A 14,362-nucleotide genomic window follows, 5' to 3' on the forward strand; every position below is an offset into this window, starting at 1 on the left:
CGCATCGTCCAGTGGCGCAGAGCCAAAAATGCAAGGGTTTGCAGGCATGCAGGCGCTGCCTATAAGCGGTGACAGCAGGCGCAACGCAAGCAGGGCCCATGAAAATCCTATTTATCCATCAGAATTTCCCCGGCCAGTACAAGCATCTGGCCCCGGCGCTGGCCGCGATGGGCCACGACTGCACTGCCCTGACGCTCAAGGTCGACGCGCCCACCACGTGGAAGGGCGTGCGCGTGCTGCCCTATACGCTGCCGAAACGCAGCGCGCAGGTGGTGCATCCTTGGCTGGTGGATCTGGACACGAAGGTCACGCGCGGCGAGGCGTGCTGGCGTGCGGCCAAGCAGATGGCCGATCAAGGCTATGCACCCGATCTGATCCTGGCCCATCCCGGATGGGGCGAATCGATGTTCCTGCGCGATTTATGGCCTAAGGCGCGCATGGCGATCTATTGCGAGCTTTATCACGAGGCGGGCTATCCGCACCTTAACTTTGACCCAGAATTCATGGCACGCGAGCCCGAGATTCAGCCGCTGCGCATCCGGATGAAGAACCTCAGCAACCATCTGCACTTCCCGCATGCAGAGGCCGGCATCAGCCCGACCGCATTTCAGGCCGATACCTTTCCGCCCGAGTTTCGGGATCGCATCACGGTGTGCCACGACGGAATAGATACCGCATGGTCCGTGCCTGACCCTGATGTCACGCTGCACCTAAAGGGGCATCCAAAATTCACCCGCGAGATGGAGATAATTACATTCATCAATCGCAATCTTGAGCCTTATCGCGGCTATCACGTATTCATGCGGGCGCTGCCCGATTTGCTACGCGCCCGTCCAAATGCGCGCGTGCTGATCATCGGCGGGGACGAGGTCAGCTATGGTGCCGCGCCGCCCAAGGGCCAAACGTGGAAACAGATATTCCGCGACGAGGTAGCGGACCAAATCACCCCCGAGGAGTGGCAGCGCGTGCATTTCATCGACCGCATTCCGCATGATCAGCTTACCCGCGTCCTGCAAATCAGCCGGGTGCATGTGTACCTGACCTACCCCTTCGTCCTTAGCTGGTCGCTGATGGAGGCGATGTCATGCGGCGCGGCCATCGTCGCCAGCGATACGGCCCCCGTTCGCGAAGTGATCACGGATGGACAGACAGGGCGACTGATCGACTTTTTCGACCGCGACGCGCTGGTGCGCGAGGTGTCAGATTTGCTTGATGACGCGGATGCGCGCGCGCGTCTGGGTGCAGCGGCACGGCAGCTGATGATCGACAAGTATGATCTGCAGACGATCTGCCTGCCAAAGCAAATTGCGTGGGTGGAAGATGTGGCAAAGCTGCCGCTGGCCTTATGACCGCTCGGACCACCTCAGCCGGGCGATGACGCCGCGCAAATCTAATCGCTTTGGCTTAGTATTTTCCGGCTTGAATCCGCAACTGCCGCGCACGCGACAGGATCGCATCCTCAACTGCGCGGCGTGTGCCTGCATCGACCGGGCCGCGCTGCGTGGACAGCGACACATTCAGCGAGCGAGCGTCAAGCGCCGGGTCGCTGATCAAGATCGTTGCGCGATACGCGCGCCCACCGCCCGGCGGTGTGCCGTAGCCGGTAGAAATCACGCCGGTAAAAGGGTCGGCCGATTGGATGGGCAGAAAATCGAGCACCTGCAGCGAAGCGGTCCAAAGGAACCGGTTCACCTTGACGCCCGCATCCTTGCTCTTGAATATATCAAGAATGCTGGTGCCTGAAGTCACTCGCGCGGGGCCTTTAGCTTCCTTGCCGCCCTCAACCACGACCGCGTTGGGGTCGAATTTGGCAGGCTCGTCACCACAAGCCCCAAGAAACACCAGCGCCGCAAGGGCGCAGCCAGCGCGTTTTACCGAAAGAAGCATCATTTTACCGTCCGACGTTACCTGACCCTCTAGTAACCAACGTGCGCCGGCGGGGCAAGGTGTTTGCATAGCCACTAGCTGCGCCGCGTGAATGGCGGGCCGGATGGCGCTTGGCCTCACCTCGCGAGGGTGCTTAACTGCGCCGGACCTATCCCAGCGCAAGAGCTAAAAATGCCCCTGTCCGATATTATTGCCCGTATTGACGCCGCCACCTCTGCCGCCGGGCGCAGCCCAGGCAGTGTACAGCTGATCGCAGTGTCCAAGATGCAACCCAATGCGCGGGTGGACGCTGTCCTGCAAGAGGGTCACCGTGCCTTTGGCGAGAATCGCGTACAGGAGGCGGCAGGGAAATGGCCCGACTTTCGCAAGACGTTTGAGGGCATTGAGTTGCACCTGATCGGGCCGCTGCAATCGAATAAGGTGCGCCAGGCGTTTGAGCTGTTTCAGACCATCCATTCGGTCGACAGGCCTAAGCTGGCAAAGGCAATCGCGCGTATCGCGGACGAGGTTGGGCACTGCCCGGATCTATTCCTACAGGTCAATACTGGCGAAGAGGATCAAAAGGCCGGCGTGGCCCCAAAGGAGGCGGATGCGTTTATCGCAGAGTGCCGCGCGCTGGAATTGCCGGTCCAAGGATTGATGTGCATTCCCCCGGCAGATGAGGAGCCGAGTTTACACTTCGCCCTGCTTGCCAAAATTGCCAAGCGAAACGAATTGGGCGGATTATCAATGGGTATGAGCGGTGATTTCGAAAGCGCAATTGCCCAAGGCGCTACGCACATCCGCGTCGGCAGCGCCATTTTTGGCGATCGCAATGACAGCTAGATTTTCAGCTAGAACCTGCTCGCCAAAAAGGCGCGTCATTTGCATGGCGCGCCCTTTTTCTTAATCACTTATCGGCACCTTGCCAAATATCAATTCAATTCTTGATCCGCATCGTTTCAATGTCGACGCCGTTATTCTGAGCATCCTTGATCCAGCTTGGCGGGCGGCCTCGGCCACTCCACGTCTGCGATGGATCTTGGTTGTTGCGGTACTTAGGCGCTGCAGGTGCACGCGTTTTGGTCTTGGCCTTTGGCTTTGCCTTGGAGGTGGTGCTAGCCGATGTCGACGCACCTTTTTTTGTGCCGACCAGATCATCCAGCGAGTATCCCAGCTGTTTGGCCTTATCCTTCACCGCACTGAGAGCGTCCTTGCGCAGTCGCTTGTCACGCCCCGCCATTTCGCGCTCGACTTTATTCTGCAGGGATTTGAGTTCCTGCACACTAAGAGACTTCAGATCAAATTTTGCCATTTTTTTCCCATTGATGCTTTACGTCCGATATCCAGCATTTTAACTGTACGCAAAAAGAAATGTTACATATTTCGACTAAATCAATCGAAATTTTATGCCTTTCGCACAATTAGTCGCGTTTCCGGCATAATCTTGCCTGCTAAATGGTGCAAATGATTTCGTTTCAAGGCCACGCAACCTTCGGTCGGGTAACCAGGTCGGCGCCATTGATGAATAAAGATACATGATCCGGCGCCCGGCGTCGCATCAAGCCAATTCCAATCCGTGACCAAAATTAGATCATAAAGTGGATCTGACCGGCGTAGCGCCTCGTGACTGGGCGCATAGGGCGCGCGTACCCATTGGTTATATTCCGGTGCGTTTGAGGCATCTGACCAAAGATCACCCGGAAGGATCGGCCGCGCCCACGGCGCGGGCGCAGCGATACGGTCAGGGCGATAGAGGGTCATGACGACCCGGTGGCTGCCGGCGGGTGTGGCGCCATCGCCCTCACGCTTGGCCGCAGTAATGCCGCCGCGCCCGATGCTGCAAGGATAGAGGCGCCCGCCATAGCGCAGGCCGGTGGGGGTCAGGACCAGATCATGCACGCTCATTCGGGTCTCCTTACATTGACACTTCGGGGCGGAAACCATCGGGAATGGAATCCTCTCCCTCAAGCAACAGGCGCGCCATGACATCGCCCACCTTGGGCGCCATGCCAAAGCCGATCTTGAACCCACCATTAGCGATGAACTGGCACGGATGCAGCGGATGCACGCCCAGCATCGGCGCGCGGCTGCGGACACGAGGGCGCAGTCCGGCCCAGCGCCGGATCACCTGCGCATCCTTCAGGGCTGGTAGTGCAGCGCGGGCGGCTGCGATCACATCGTCCAACTGTGCATCTGTGCCAAGGTCGCCGAACTCCCGCTCCGTCGTTGATCCGACGGCGGTGGTGCCATCCTCATGCGGCACGACATGCACACCGCCTGCGAAAATCTGCGGCTGGTCCGGCATGGCAAAATCTAAGAGGGCTGCCTGCCCCTTGATTGCCGTACCTACCTGCCGGTGATGCGCAGCGTTCAGCGCGGCAAGGTCTGCAGCCCCCGTGGCCCAGAGGACACGGCCCACGTCCCCGCCTGTCGCCGTGATCGTGCCGCCGCGGGCAGTGATCGCAGCCGCCAGTGCCGCGCAGGCCTGCGCCGGGTGCACGCGCGCAGTCAGCGTATCGTGGACCATTTGGCCGTTCGCGGTCACCGGTGGATGCGCAAAATCGCCTGCGGATGCAACGCGCCACGCCGCGCGCCCTTGCCACAATGTATCCGCGCCCTGCCCGCGCGCAACAGCAAGCTCAGCGCCGCCTTCTGGCAGGGGCTGCAAGCGTCCGGTACGCGCATAGCCCGGCGATTGCCCAGATGCCTCTGCCACGCCGCGCCAAAAATCCTCGGCCATCAGCAGGCTATCTAGCTGAAACGCTTTCTTGTCGTTCCAGTTTTCGGGAACATGCGGCGCCAGAGCGCCGACTATGCCACCCGAGGCGCCCGCGCCCGGCCCGGCCGGGTCGATGACCTGCACGGATGCCCCGCGCAGCAGGCACGCCCAAGCTATAGCCAAACCGAATACCCCCGCCCCGCGCACCGTTACATCGGCCATTGCCATCGCCCAGCTCCCGCTTCATGGTCGCGCCATTCTTGGGCCCCGATCAGCGCCGTATCATAGAGGACCGCGCCATGCAGGACCAGCGCGCAGAGCTGGATTGGCACGCGGGCGATGTGCCCGTCTCGCGCCGCTTCATTGACCCTTACTTTAGCCTGCATGATGGCCTTGCCGAGACGCGTCACGTCTTTCTGGATGGCAACAACCTGCCCGCACGGTTCGTGGACGGATTTGCCGTGTCCGAGCTAGGATTTGGTACTGGCCTGAACATGCTGGCAACAGCCGAGGCGTGGGCAGCGTACGGCGCCGCTGGCACGCTGCAGCTGACCTCGTTCGAGGCGTATCCAATGGGCGCCGATGATATGGCGCGCGCGCTAGCGGTATTCCCGCAGCTAGGCCCCCGCGCCGCGCGCCTGATTGACGGCTGGCGCGCCGGGCAAACGCAAATTGATTTGGGCGACGGCGCGCGGCTGGAGGTGATCCTCGGCGACGCGCGCTGCACGTTGCCAGCATGGACAGGCCGGGCGGATGCATGGTTCCTCGACGGATTCTCGCCCGCTCGCAATCCCGAACTGTGGGGGCCGGATCTGATCGCCGCCGTTGCCGTGCATACCGCGCCGGGCGGGACCGCCGCGACCTACAGCGCAGCGGGCCACGTGCGCAGGGCGCTGGCAGATGCAGGCTTTGACGTCACACGTGCCCCCGGCCACGCCCGCAAGAGACACATGACACGCGCAAGGATGCCGAAATGATCGAACAAAACACCAAACTCGGCATCTGGCTGATGTTGGCAACCACGCTGGTCTTTGCTGTGCAGGATGGTCTGTCGCGCTATCTGGCGGGCGAGTACAACGTCTATATGGTCATCATGATCCGGTTCTGGTTCTTCGGGCTGTTCGTGGTGGTCATATCAGCGCGCAAAGCGGGCGGGTTGCGGGCTGCCGCGCGCACCTCTCAGCCCCTGCTGCAAGGGTTTCGCGCGCTGCTTCTGGTTGCAGAAATATGCGTTCTGGTCGCGGCCTACATTGTACTGGGCTTGATCGAGTCGCACGCGATTTTTGCCTGTTATCCCCTGCTGATCGCTGCGCTTTCCGGCCCCGTTCTGGGCGAGCATGTCGGCTGGCGTCGCTGGACGGCAATTGGCATCGGCTTCATCGGTGTCCTTATCATCCTCCAACCCGGAATCGCCGTGTTCGAGCCTGCGGCGATCATACCGCTGATCGGTGCATTTATGTTCGCCCTATATGGCCTGTTGACGCGCTATGCCGCGCGGCGCGACACAGCGGCGACCAGTTTTTTCTGGACGGGTATCGTGGGTGCGCTGGGAATGACATTGGTCGGTGTTTGGTTCTGGCAACCGATGACGGGCAGTGACTGGACGTTGATGTCTGTTCTGTGCCTGACTGGCGTTTTGGGGCATTTCACGCTGATCAAATGCTATGAGGTCGCCGAGGCCAGTGCGGTGCAGCCCTTTGCCTATCTGCAGCTTGTGTTCATTTCGATCATCGGCGTCACGGTCTTTGGCGAGACGATCCGTACCAATGTCGCCATTGGCGTGGTTATCGTGGTCGGGGCGGGTCTGTTTACCCTCTGGAGGCAGCGCAAGACGGCGTGATGCGCCGCTTCGCGACGCGCAGATCAGTCTGTGGGGTAGGTAACTGTGGCATTTCCGGCCTGCATAGCCCCTTCGGCGCGGTCAAGACGCAAGTAAGCAATGCCGCGATTGCCGGACTGAGTGTAGAGCGTGCCAGCAGGTTTGCCATCCGCCGTGATTGGCGTTCCGACCGGCGCGGCGCCGTCTATGGCGACGGTGGCAAGGCCTTTGCGCAGTTCCGTCTTGTGTTTCATCCGGGCGGCGACCTCCTGCCCGACATAGCAGCCCTTTCGGAAATCGACGCCGTTCAAACGCTCAAACCCCGCCTCTAAGATGAAGGTGTCGGGCGTCAGTTCAATTCCCGTCTCAGGTATGCAATGCGCGACGCGGATCGCGTCCCAGTCGGTGCCGTCATCGCCTTGCAGCGCGCCATAGAGGCGCCAGCCCAGCGCCGGGTGGCGCGGGTCGCTCAGCGCGCCTTCGGGCGCGCGGCCAGTACCCTGCTGAACGTGCAGGCCCGTTTCGGTGATCTGCACATCGGCGCGCAGGCGGTACATGTTCAACCGCTGGACCAGCGACGCGGCAATGTCTGATGCGACATCCAAGTGGAGGATGCCGTCCCGCTCAAACAGGAAAAAATCAGCCAGATATTTGCCCTGAGGCGTCAACATTGCCGCATAAACGAGGCCTTCGGACGTCTTGTTCACGTCATTGGTGACCAGGCCCTGCAGAAAATCGCGGGCGGCTGTTCCGGTGATCTGGTGAATGGATCTCATCGCTGCTACCCCTTTGGTCTTTGGCCGCCGTTCTACAGGATGGTTTGGCCGGACAACAGGGGGCTGGTGGGATGCGTGCAAGGCTGTCTGTAATCGTGCCGACATACAATTCCGCCGCCGAACTGCCGACATTGCTGAGCGGCCTCATGGAGGGGATTGAGGCCGGGCTGATCCGAGAGCTAATCGTGTCAGACGGGGGATCAACTGACGCCACCTGGCAGATTGCCGATGAGGTCGGCGCGCTTTGGTGCAATGGGGCTGCGTCACGCGGCGGGCAGATGCGGCGCGGCGCCGGGATGGCACACGGGGACTGGCTGCTGTTTTTACACGCCGATACCGGATTGCCTGCGGGCTGGACAGGGGCCGTTCTGGCACAAATGGCGGATGGCAGGCCTGGTTATTTTCGCCTCGTCTTCGACGTGCGCGGCGCCGCGCCGCGCATCGTAGCTGGCTGGGCGAATCTGCGCTCGCGGCTGTTTGGCCTACCATACGGCGATCAGGGCCTGCTGATCAGCCGGGCTGACTATGACGCAGCGGGCGGCTTTGACAACATTCCGCTGATGGAGGATGTGGCGATGGCACGCCGCCTGGGCCCGCGATTGTGCATGATGCCATTGGCTGTGCAGACAGGCGCGGCGCGGTATCTGCGCGATGGCTGGGCGCGGCGCGGCGCGCGCAACCTGTGGCTGCTGACGCGCTATTTGACCGGGGCCGATCCTGAGGTTCTGCGCAGCCGATACTAAAGCAAAGAGGTTTCTGGCGAATTTTTGCATATTCAGCCTTGCCCGCTTGCCTCGGCGCGCGGGCCGCGTTAATCAGGCATGGCCTGAGCGGGCGTTGTGTAATGGTAAGACCTCAGCCTTCCAAGCTGATGACGCGGGTTCGATTCCCGCCGCCCGCTCCAAGATTTCCCGATTTAGATGCGAAGCGTTATAGAGGAAAGTTCAGCTTTCTCCGACATTCGCCTCGCGAATACCTCAAGTCGCGTTCTGCGCCGACACTTCTACCGCGTGAAGGAACGACTTCGCGGACGAGCTTGCCGATAGCAGCAGATACGTATCCTCGCCTGTGCGCGCGACGATGGCGCCCATATGTTCCATCACGGTACGCGCAATCGCATTAACCGCAAACGCAGCCGGATGCAGGTCTACCGGGCAAATCCGCTCTAGCGCGCGGAGCGCGCCGGGGCCGGATATTTGCAGGGCACACCAGCCGTCTGTCTGATCCGTGGTGTAGGCCGCGCCCTTCAGCTTTGCCGCAATCTGCCGCTCCGCATCCGGTGTTGCGCTGGGGAACAGAACAAACGCCTGATCGACGCCAAGGCGCATAATCACAGACGTCTTATACTTGGCCACGGCTGACATGCCCATCTCGGGCAGCGCTATGCCAAAGGCGGTTTTGATCGCCTTTTTGGCGGCATCTTCGGCCCCTAGCGGCAGGGCGATGGACACGATAGCGAGATCGGTAGGCGCAATCAGATGGATATCGCCAAATCTGCGGTCGTAGCCTGCCAGTGGCGGCGCGGCAGTGAGGGTGAAATCAGGCACGCAGGCGCTCTCCTTCGGGGTCGATAAAGTGGGCCGAGACGATCTCGACCTCCATCTCGATGTTGTGGACCGGGCTGACGGCGCGGACAATTTCGCCCATGCGCCTATCGCCGGACTTGATAAACCCTAGGCCGATCGAATGCTCAAGGCTGGGCGAATAGGCCACCGACGTCATCCAGCCCTGATCGTTGGCCATGGTCGCATCATCGCCCTTGTTGATGAAATGCGAACCGGAGATCAGTTTCTGGCTGCGATCCACCGGGCGGAAGCCAACCATTTTCTCTGCATCCTCGCGATTCAACTCGGGACGCTGTGACAGTGTGTTGCCAATGCAGTCCTTTTTGTCGCTGACCATGCGGCCCATGCCAAGGTTATGCGCAGTAGTCCGCCCATCCAATTCATTGCCGGCTGCGTGACCCTTTTCGATGCGCATGACACCCAGCGCCTCCAGCCCATAGGGGCTCGCGCCGAACTCTTCGCCTGCTTTGACCAACGCGGCTATCATAGAATTGCCGTAGCGCGCGGGCACGGCGATTTCATAGGCCAATTCGCCCGAGAATGAGATGCGGAAGAGGCGCGCAGGCGTGCCGCCGCAAACGGTAATCTCTCCGCAGGCCATAAAGGGAAATCCCTCGTTCGACATGTCCTGCGTGGCATCAACGATTTTGCTCAGCAGCTTGCGCGCGTTGGGACCAGCGACGGCGAACTGTGCCCACGCGTCCGTGGTTGAGATCAGATGCACGTCCAGATCGGGCCAGAGGCACTGGCGCGCGAACTCCATCCGCCGGAATACCAGAACCGCGTTGGCAGTGGTGGTCGTCATAACGAAGTGGTTTTCGCCCATGCGCGCGGTGGTGCCGTCTTCGTAGCAGATGCCATCCTCGCGCAGCATGATGCCATACCGCACGCGCCCGACTGCGAGCTTGGCAAAGCCGTTGGCGTAGACCTTGTTCAGGAATTCGGCGGCGTCCTTGCCCTGCACGTCGATCTTGCCCAGCGTGGTCACATCGCAAATGCCGACAGAATTACGGGTGTTCAGCACCTCGCGGTCAACCGAATCGCGCCAGCCCGCCTCATTGCCTTTGACGAACCATTGCGCGCGCAGCCAGTTGCCGACCTCGATAAAGGTCGCGCCGTTCGCCTTGGCCCATTCGTGGCTGGGCGTCAGGCGGTAGGGGCGGAAATCGGTGCCGCGCGCGCGGCCAGCCAACGCGCCAATGGGGATCGGTGTGTAGGGCGGGCGAAAGATGGTCGTGCCCGTCTCGGGGATCGTTTTGCCGCTGCATTCGGCCATGATCGCCAGCGCGGGGATATTCGACGTCTTGCCCTGATCGGTGGCCATGCCAGTGGTCGTATAGCGCTTGAGATGCTCGACCGAGCGGAAGCCCTCTTGGTGCGATTGCTTGATGTCCTTGACGGTCACATCGTTTTGCAGATCCACCCAGGCGCGCGTCTTGCCGGAGGGAATATGCCACTTCGGCGCGCCGTCATGCGCCTCATCCTCGGCCTTGGGCGCCGCCTTGCGTGAGGGGGTAAAGCCAAGATCCTTGACTTGCGCATTGGCGGCCTTGCGCCCCTCTGCCAGCGCGGCAGCTAGCGTCAGTTGGCCATTCGCGGCCCCGGCAACGACCATACCCTGCGGCAGGTCGCGCCCAGGTACAAAGGCCGAGATGTCATCGCGCCAGACAGGACGGCCCCGCTGATGACAGGTCAGGTGCACCGACGGGTTCCAGCCGCCCGAAACGGCAAGGCAATCGACGTCGATCATCTGGCCATCGGTCAGCGTAATCCGCTTGAGCGCGCGGCGACCCGATGTATCGACCACCCCCGCGCCGCGCACATGGCGCGCGCCCGGCACGTCGCACACAGCAGGGGCGTCGCGGGTGTCGATGATCGCGCGTACCTCGACGCCTTTGGCAGCTAGGTCCGACGCCGTGCGCCAGCCATCATCGTTGTTTGTCAGGACGGCAACGCGCTGGCCCGGCGTGACGCCGTAGCGGTTGACATAGGTGCGCACGGCGCCAGCCAGCATTATCCCGGGGCGGTCGTTGTTGCCGAATGCAATGGGGCGCTCGATCGCGCCGGCGGCCAGAACTGCGCGCTTGGAATAAATACGCCAGAGGATCTGGCGCGGCTTGCCGCCTGCGCCGGGCAGGTGATCGGTGCGCCGTTCCAACGCGCCATAGATACCGTGATCGTAGGCACCATAAATTGTAGTGCGCGTCATGAGGCGGACATTGTCCATCGACGCCAATTCGGCCGCGGTCTGCGCCGCCCAGCCCGCGCCTGTCATACCGTCGACCTCAAGCGTTTCGGCATTCAGCCGCCCGCCGGGTGCGAAATCCTCATCGGCAAGGATCACGCGCGCGCCGGAACGCGCAGCAGCCAGCGCAGCAGACAGGCCAGACGGGCCAGCCCCGATGACCAGCAGATCGCAATGCAGAAAGCCCTTGTCGTAGGTATCGGGATCCTCTTGCATCGACAGGCGGCCAAGGCCGGCAGAGTTGCGGATGGCAGGCTCATACAGCTTTTCCCAGAACGCTTTGGGCCACATGAATGTCTTGTAGTAGAACCCGGCGCTAAGGAATGGCGACAACAGGTCGGTGACAGCCATCATGTCAAATTCAAGCGGGCCACGGTGGTTCTGGCTGGTGGCGGTCAGCCCGTCGAACAACTCGGCCACGGTAGCGCGGGTATTCGGCTCTTGGGCCGCACCAGTGCGCAGCTGAACCAGTGCGTTCGGCTCCTCGCTGCCTGCTGTGAAAATGCCGCGCGGGCGGTGGTATTTGAACGAGCGCCCGACCAGGATCTGGCCATTGGCAAGAAGGGCCGAGGCAAGCGTATCGCCCGCATGGCCTTGCATGGTTTTACCGTTGAAAGTGAAATCCAGCGATTGCGAACGGTCGATAAGGCCGCCCTTGATACGGTTGATCTGGCTCATTTGCTGCGCCCTCTCGCGCGGGCCACGTCACGGGCCATTTCAACGTCGGTAATCTCGTGGGTAAGGGTGTCGCGGGTAACGACCAGCCAACTGCGATCCCCCTGCTCGTGATACCACAGCTCCTGCATCTTCCCGGCGATGTTGTCGCGCAGGTAGCCATATTCATAGAATTTATCGGCGGCATCCTCTGCCTGCCAATCGGGACGGTCGATCAGGGCGGCGTCGCCCAGATAGATGAATTCGGCGGCGTCGCGCGGACCCAGAAGGGGGTGGTCGATGATCATGTGTTCACCTCGAAATGTCCCGCAGCAGAGGCGGATTGAAAGCGGCACTGGGCCTCTGGCAGGGGCGGGATGTGATTGTTTTCAGCAGGAAAAAACATGGAGTCCCTTAATGCAGGTTAGGCTGATTGCCCTGACCTTTTTCGTCGATCATATGGCCGCGCCGGAACCGGTCGAGGCGCATTTCGGTGGCTACGGGGTGTGGCGTATCCTTGGCCAGCAGGTGGGCGTAGCACCAGCCAGAGGCTGGCGTGGCCTTGAAACCGCCATAGCACCAGCCGCCGTTAAAATAGAGACCGCCGATATCGGTCTTGTCGATAAAGGGCGAGCCGTCCATCGACATATCCATGATGCCGCCCCAACTGCGCAGAAGACGCGCGCGCCCGATCATCGGCATGATCGCCATGCCGCCTTCGGCCACGTCCTCGACCACGGGCAGGTTGCCGCGCTGGGCGTAGGAATTGTAGCCGTCGATATCGCCGCCAAATACCAGCCCGCCCTTGTCAGACTGACTGACATAGAAATGGCCCGCGCCGAAAGTGATGACGCCGGGAATGACCGGCTTTAGCCCTTCGGTGACGAAGGCTTGTAGGACATGGGATTCGATAGGCAGGCGCATTCCGGCCTGTGCAGCAACCCGGCCAGAGGAGCCGGCAACGCACATCGCGACCTTCTTGGCACGAATTGGACCGCGGGATGTCTCGACACCTCTGCAAACGCCGTTTTCTATCTGAAAACCGGTGACCTCGCAGTTCTGGATGATGTCGACGCCGCGACTGTCGGCCCCGCGCGCATAGCCCCATGCAACCGCGTCATGGCGCACAGTGCCGCCGCGGCGCTGGTAAAGGCCGCCTTTGATCGGGAAGCGCGCGTTGTCGTAGTCGAGAAACGGCAACTCTTCGCGCAACTGCTCGGCTGTGGCATATTCGGCGTCGGCTCCCGCGAGGAACATCGCATTCCCGCGCCGGATAAACGCGTCGCGCTGCGCATCCGAATGGAGCAAGTTCAGGATTGAGCGCTGCGACACCATTGCGTTGTAATTGAAGTCCTGCTCCAGATTTTCCCACAGCTTCAGCGATAGCTCATAGAAAGGCTCGTTGCCCGGCAGGAGATAGTTGGAGCGGATAATCGTGGTATTGCGCCCGACATTGCCACTGCCCAGCAAGCCCTTTTCGACGACCGCCACATTGGTGATGCCATGCTCTTTGGCCAAATAATATGCGGTGGCAAGGCCGTGACCACCGCCGCCGATGATGATGACGTCATACTCGGCCTTTGGCTCAGGCTCGCGCCAGACGGGCTTCCAACCCTTGTTGCCGGTCAGGCCTTCCTTGAGGATGCGGAGAGCGGAATAGCGCATGTAGATCGTCCGATATGTCAGGTTGCCTGCAGCATGGTCTGTTTACGGCATTTGCACTTTCCTAAAAAAGTCGGATAGATGCCTAAAATGGACATACCGCACGATCATCCCATAGCGCCCATGCGAATCGGTATCCTGCCGATCACTGACTTTGCCGTCATGTCCTACGCCGCCACGGTAGAGCCGCTGCGCGCGGCCAATCTGCTGGCAGGGCGCACTTTGTATGACGTGGTTCACATCGGCATGGGCAGTGGCCCGGTGCACAGCTCGGGCGCAGTCGTTGTTCCGCCGGATGTGCAGGTTGGCGATGCACTGCGACTGGACATGCTGTTCGTAATCGCCGGCGGCGACGTGGGCGGATATGCTGATCCCGCGCTCTTTCGCTGGCTCGCGAGGCTGGCGCGCGAGGGGACGGCCCTAGCGGGTGTATCGGGCGGGCCGGTTATTCTGGCACGCGCCGGACTGATGGCGGGGCACCGCATGACGCTGCATTGGGAATACGCCGAGGCGCTGGCCGAGGTATCGCCGGATCTGGCGCTGGAACGCACATTATATGTGATCGACCGCGACCGGATGACATGTGCTGGCGGCACTGCGCCGCTGGACATGCTGCACGCCCTGATCGCCCGGCAGCACGGCGCAGGCTTTGCGCGTCAGGTCAGCGACTGGTTCATGCACACAGAAATCCGCCCGCCTGTCGGCCCGCAGCGGGGCGGGCTGGCCGAACGCGTGGGCACCCACACCCCCGCCATTCTGGACGCCGTCGAAGTGATGGAGACCCATATCGCCGATCCGCTGGATCTGGGCCAGTTGGCGCAGGTGGCAGGCGTATCGCCAAGGCAGCTCAACAGGCTGTTTGCGGATCAGCTGGGCCAGCCTGCAATGCGGTACTACCGCGCGTTACGGCTGGCACGGGCGCAGAGCCTGCTGCGCAATTCAGCCCTGCCCCTGACGCAAATCGCGCTGGCAACCGGCTTTGCCAATTCGTCGCATTTCTCGCGCAGCTATGCGGCGCAGTTCGGACACGCGCCGTCCACGTATCGCTAGACG

The 14,362-nt window shown here is 61.5% G+C and carries 15 protein-coding genes and 1 tRNA gene; 7 read left to right on the plus strand and 9 right to left on the minus strand.

Features of this window, described 5'->3' with window-relative positions:
* The first annotated feature begins 98 nt into the window (after positions 1-98).
* Entirely contained in the window at positions 99-1,349 is a 1,251-nt protein-coding gene (locus tag MK6180000_RS11450; RefSeq protein WP_138934857.1) for a glycosyltransferase, read from the plus strand.
* Between the two features lie 55 nt (positions 1,350-1,404).
* Here the strand turns inward: MK6180000_RS11450 and MK6180000_RS11455 are convergent, their stop codons facing one another.
* Positions 1,405-1,890, minus strand: a complete 486-nt coding sequence (locus tag MK6180000_RS11455) for a DUF3576 domain-containing protein (protein WP_246040497.1) — start codon at positions 1,888-1,890, stop codon at positions 1,405-1,407.
* 168 nt (positions 1,891-2,058) lie between these two features.
* Here MK6180000_RS11455 and MK6180000_RS11460 point away from each other — a divergent pair, with 168 nt between their 5' ends.
* Entirely contained in the window at positions 2,059-2,712 is a 654-nt protein-coding gene (locus tag MK6180000_RS11460) for a YggS family pyridoxal phosphate-dependent enzyme (RefSeq protein WP_138934858.1), read from the plus strand.
* 94 nt (positions 2,713-2,806) lie between these two features.
* Here MK6180000_RS11460 and MK6180000_RS11465 read toward each other — a convergent pair whose 3' ends face one another.
* The 3 genes from MK6180000_RS11465 to MK6180000_RS11475 all read right to left on the minus strand — a co-directional run bounded on the left by MK6180000_RS11465 (position 2,807) and on the right by MK6180000_RS11475 (position 4,810).
* Positions 2,807-3,181 carry an H-NS histone family protein gene (locus MK6180000_RS11465; RefSeq protein WP_138934859.1) on the minus strand — a complete coding sequence of 125 codons (375 nt, stop codon included), beginning with the start codon at positions 3,179-3,181 and terminating at the stop codon, positions 2,807-2,809.
* Between the two features lie 92 nt (positions 3,182-3,273).
* Positions 3,274-3,774: a L,D-transpeptidase family protein gene (locus tag MK6180000_RS11470; protein ID WP_171054607.1), complete on the minus strand. Its 501-nt coding sequence runs from the start codon at positions 3,772-3,774 to the stop codon at positions 3,274-3,276.
* 10 nt (positions 3,775-3,784) lie between these two features.
* On the minus strand, positions 3,785-4,810 hold the full coding sequence (locus tag MK6180000_RS11475; protein WP_138936476.1) for an NAD(P)/FAD-dependent oxidoreductase: 1,026 nt from the start codon (positions 4,808-4,810) through the stop codon (positions 3,785-3,787).
* Between the two features lie 77 nt (positions 4,811-4,887).
* Between MK6180000_RS11475 and mnmC2 the strand changes: the two genes are divergently transcribed.
* Both mnmC2 and MK6180000_RS11485 read left to right on the plus strand, forming a co-directional pair.
* On the plus strand, positions 4,888-5,565 hold the full coding sequence (mnmC2, locus tag MK6180000_RS11480) for a tRNA (5-methylaminomethyl-2-thiouridine)(34)-methyltransferase MnmC2 (protein WP_138934860.1): 678 nt from the start codon (positions 4,888-4,890) through the stop codon (positions 5,563-5,565).
* Entirely contained in the window at positions 5,562-6,428 is an 867-nt protein-coding gene (locus MK6180000_RS11485; protein WP_138934861.1) for a DMT family transporter, read from the plus strand. The genes mnmC2 and MK6180000_RS11485 overlap by 4 nt, the downstream gene beginning before the upstream one ends.
* A gap of 23 nt (positions 6,429-6,451) precedes the next feature.
* Here the strand turns inward: MK6180000_RS11485 and ygfZ are convergent, their stop codons facing one another.
* On the minus strand, positions 6,452-7,183 hold the full coding sequence (ygfZ, locus tag MK6180000_RS11490) for a CAF17-like 4Fe-4S cluster assembly/insertion protein YgfZ (protein WP_138934862.1): 732 nt from the start codon (positions 7,181-7,183) through the stop codon (positions 6,452-6,454).
* 71 nt (positions 7,184-7,254) lie between these two features.
* Between ygfZ and MK6180000_RS11495 the strand changes: the two genes are divergently transcribed.
* Together MK6180000_RS11495 and MK6180000_RS11500 are read left to right on the plus strand one after the other, a co-directional pair.
* Entirely contained in the window at positions 7,255-7,926 is a 672-nt protein-coding gene (locus MK6180000_RS11495; protein ID WP_138934863.1) for a TIGR04283 family arsenosugar biosynthesis glycosyltransferase, read from the plus strand.
* Between the two features lie 87 nt (positions 7,927-8,013).
* Positions 8,014-8,087, plus strand: a tRNA-Gly gene (locus tag MK6180000_RS11500).
* Positions 8,088-8,160: 73 nt separating this feature from the next.
* Here MK6180000_RS11500 and MK6180000_RS11505 read toward each other — a convergent pair.
* The 4 genes from MK6180000_RS11505 to MK6180000_RS11520 form a co-directional block, all read right to left on the minus strand.
* A complete protein-coding gene (locus MK6180000_RS11505; RefSeq protein ID WP_138934864.1) occupies positions 8,161-8,730 on the minus strand; it encodes a sarcosine oxidase subunit gamma in 570 nt (189 codons plus the stop codon).
* Entirely contained in the window at positions 8,723-11,671 is a 2,949-nt protein-coding gene (locus tag MK6180000_RS11510; protein ID WP_138934865.1) for a sarcosine oxidase subunit alpha family protein, read from the minus strand. The genes MK6180000_RS11505 and MK6180000_RS11510 overlap by 8 nt, the downstream gene beginning before the upstream one ends.
* On the minus strand, positions 11,668-11,955 hold the full coding sequence (locus MK6180000_RS11515) for a sarcosine oxidase subunit delta (protein WP_138934866.1): 288 nt from the start codon (positions 11,953-11,955) through the stop codon (positions 11,668-11,670). Before MK6180000_RS11515 ends, MK6180000_RS11510 begins: the two co-directional genes overlap by 4 nt.
* 106 nt (positions 11,956-12,061) lie before the next feature.
* On the minus strand, positions 12,062-13,312 hold the full coding sequence (locus MK6180000_RS11520; protein ID WP_138934867.1) for a sarcosine oxidase subunit beta family protein: 1,251 nt from the start codon (positions 13,310-13,312) through the stop codon (positions 12,062-12,064).
* Between the two features lie 87 nt (positions 13,313-13,399).
* Here MK6180000_RS11520 and MK6180000_RS11525 point away from each other — a divergent pair, with 87 nt between their 5' ends.
* Entirely contained in the window at positions 13,400-14,359 is a 960-nt protein-coding gene (locus MK6180000_RS11525) for a GlxA family transcriptional regulator (protein ID WP_138934868.1), read from the plus strand.
* Positions 14,360-14,362: the final 3 nt, after the last annotated feature.

The organism is Roseovarius arcticus, from assembly GCF_006125015.1.
GTDB classification, from domain to species: Bacteria; Pseudomonadota; Alphaproteobacteria; order Rhodobacterales; family Rhodobacteraceae; genus Roseovarius; species Roseovarius arcticus.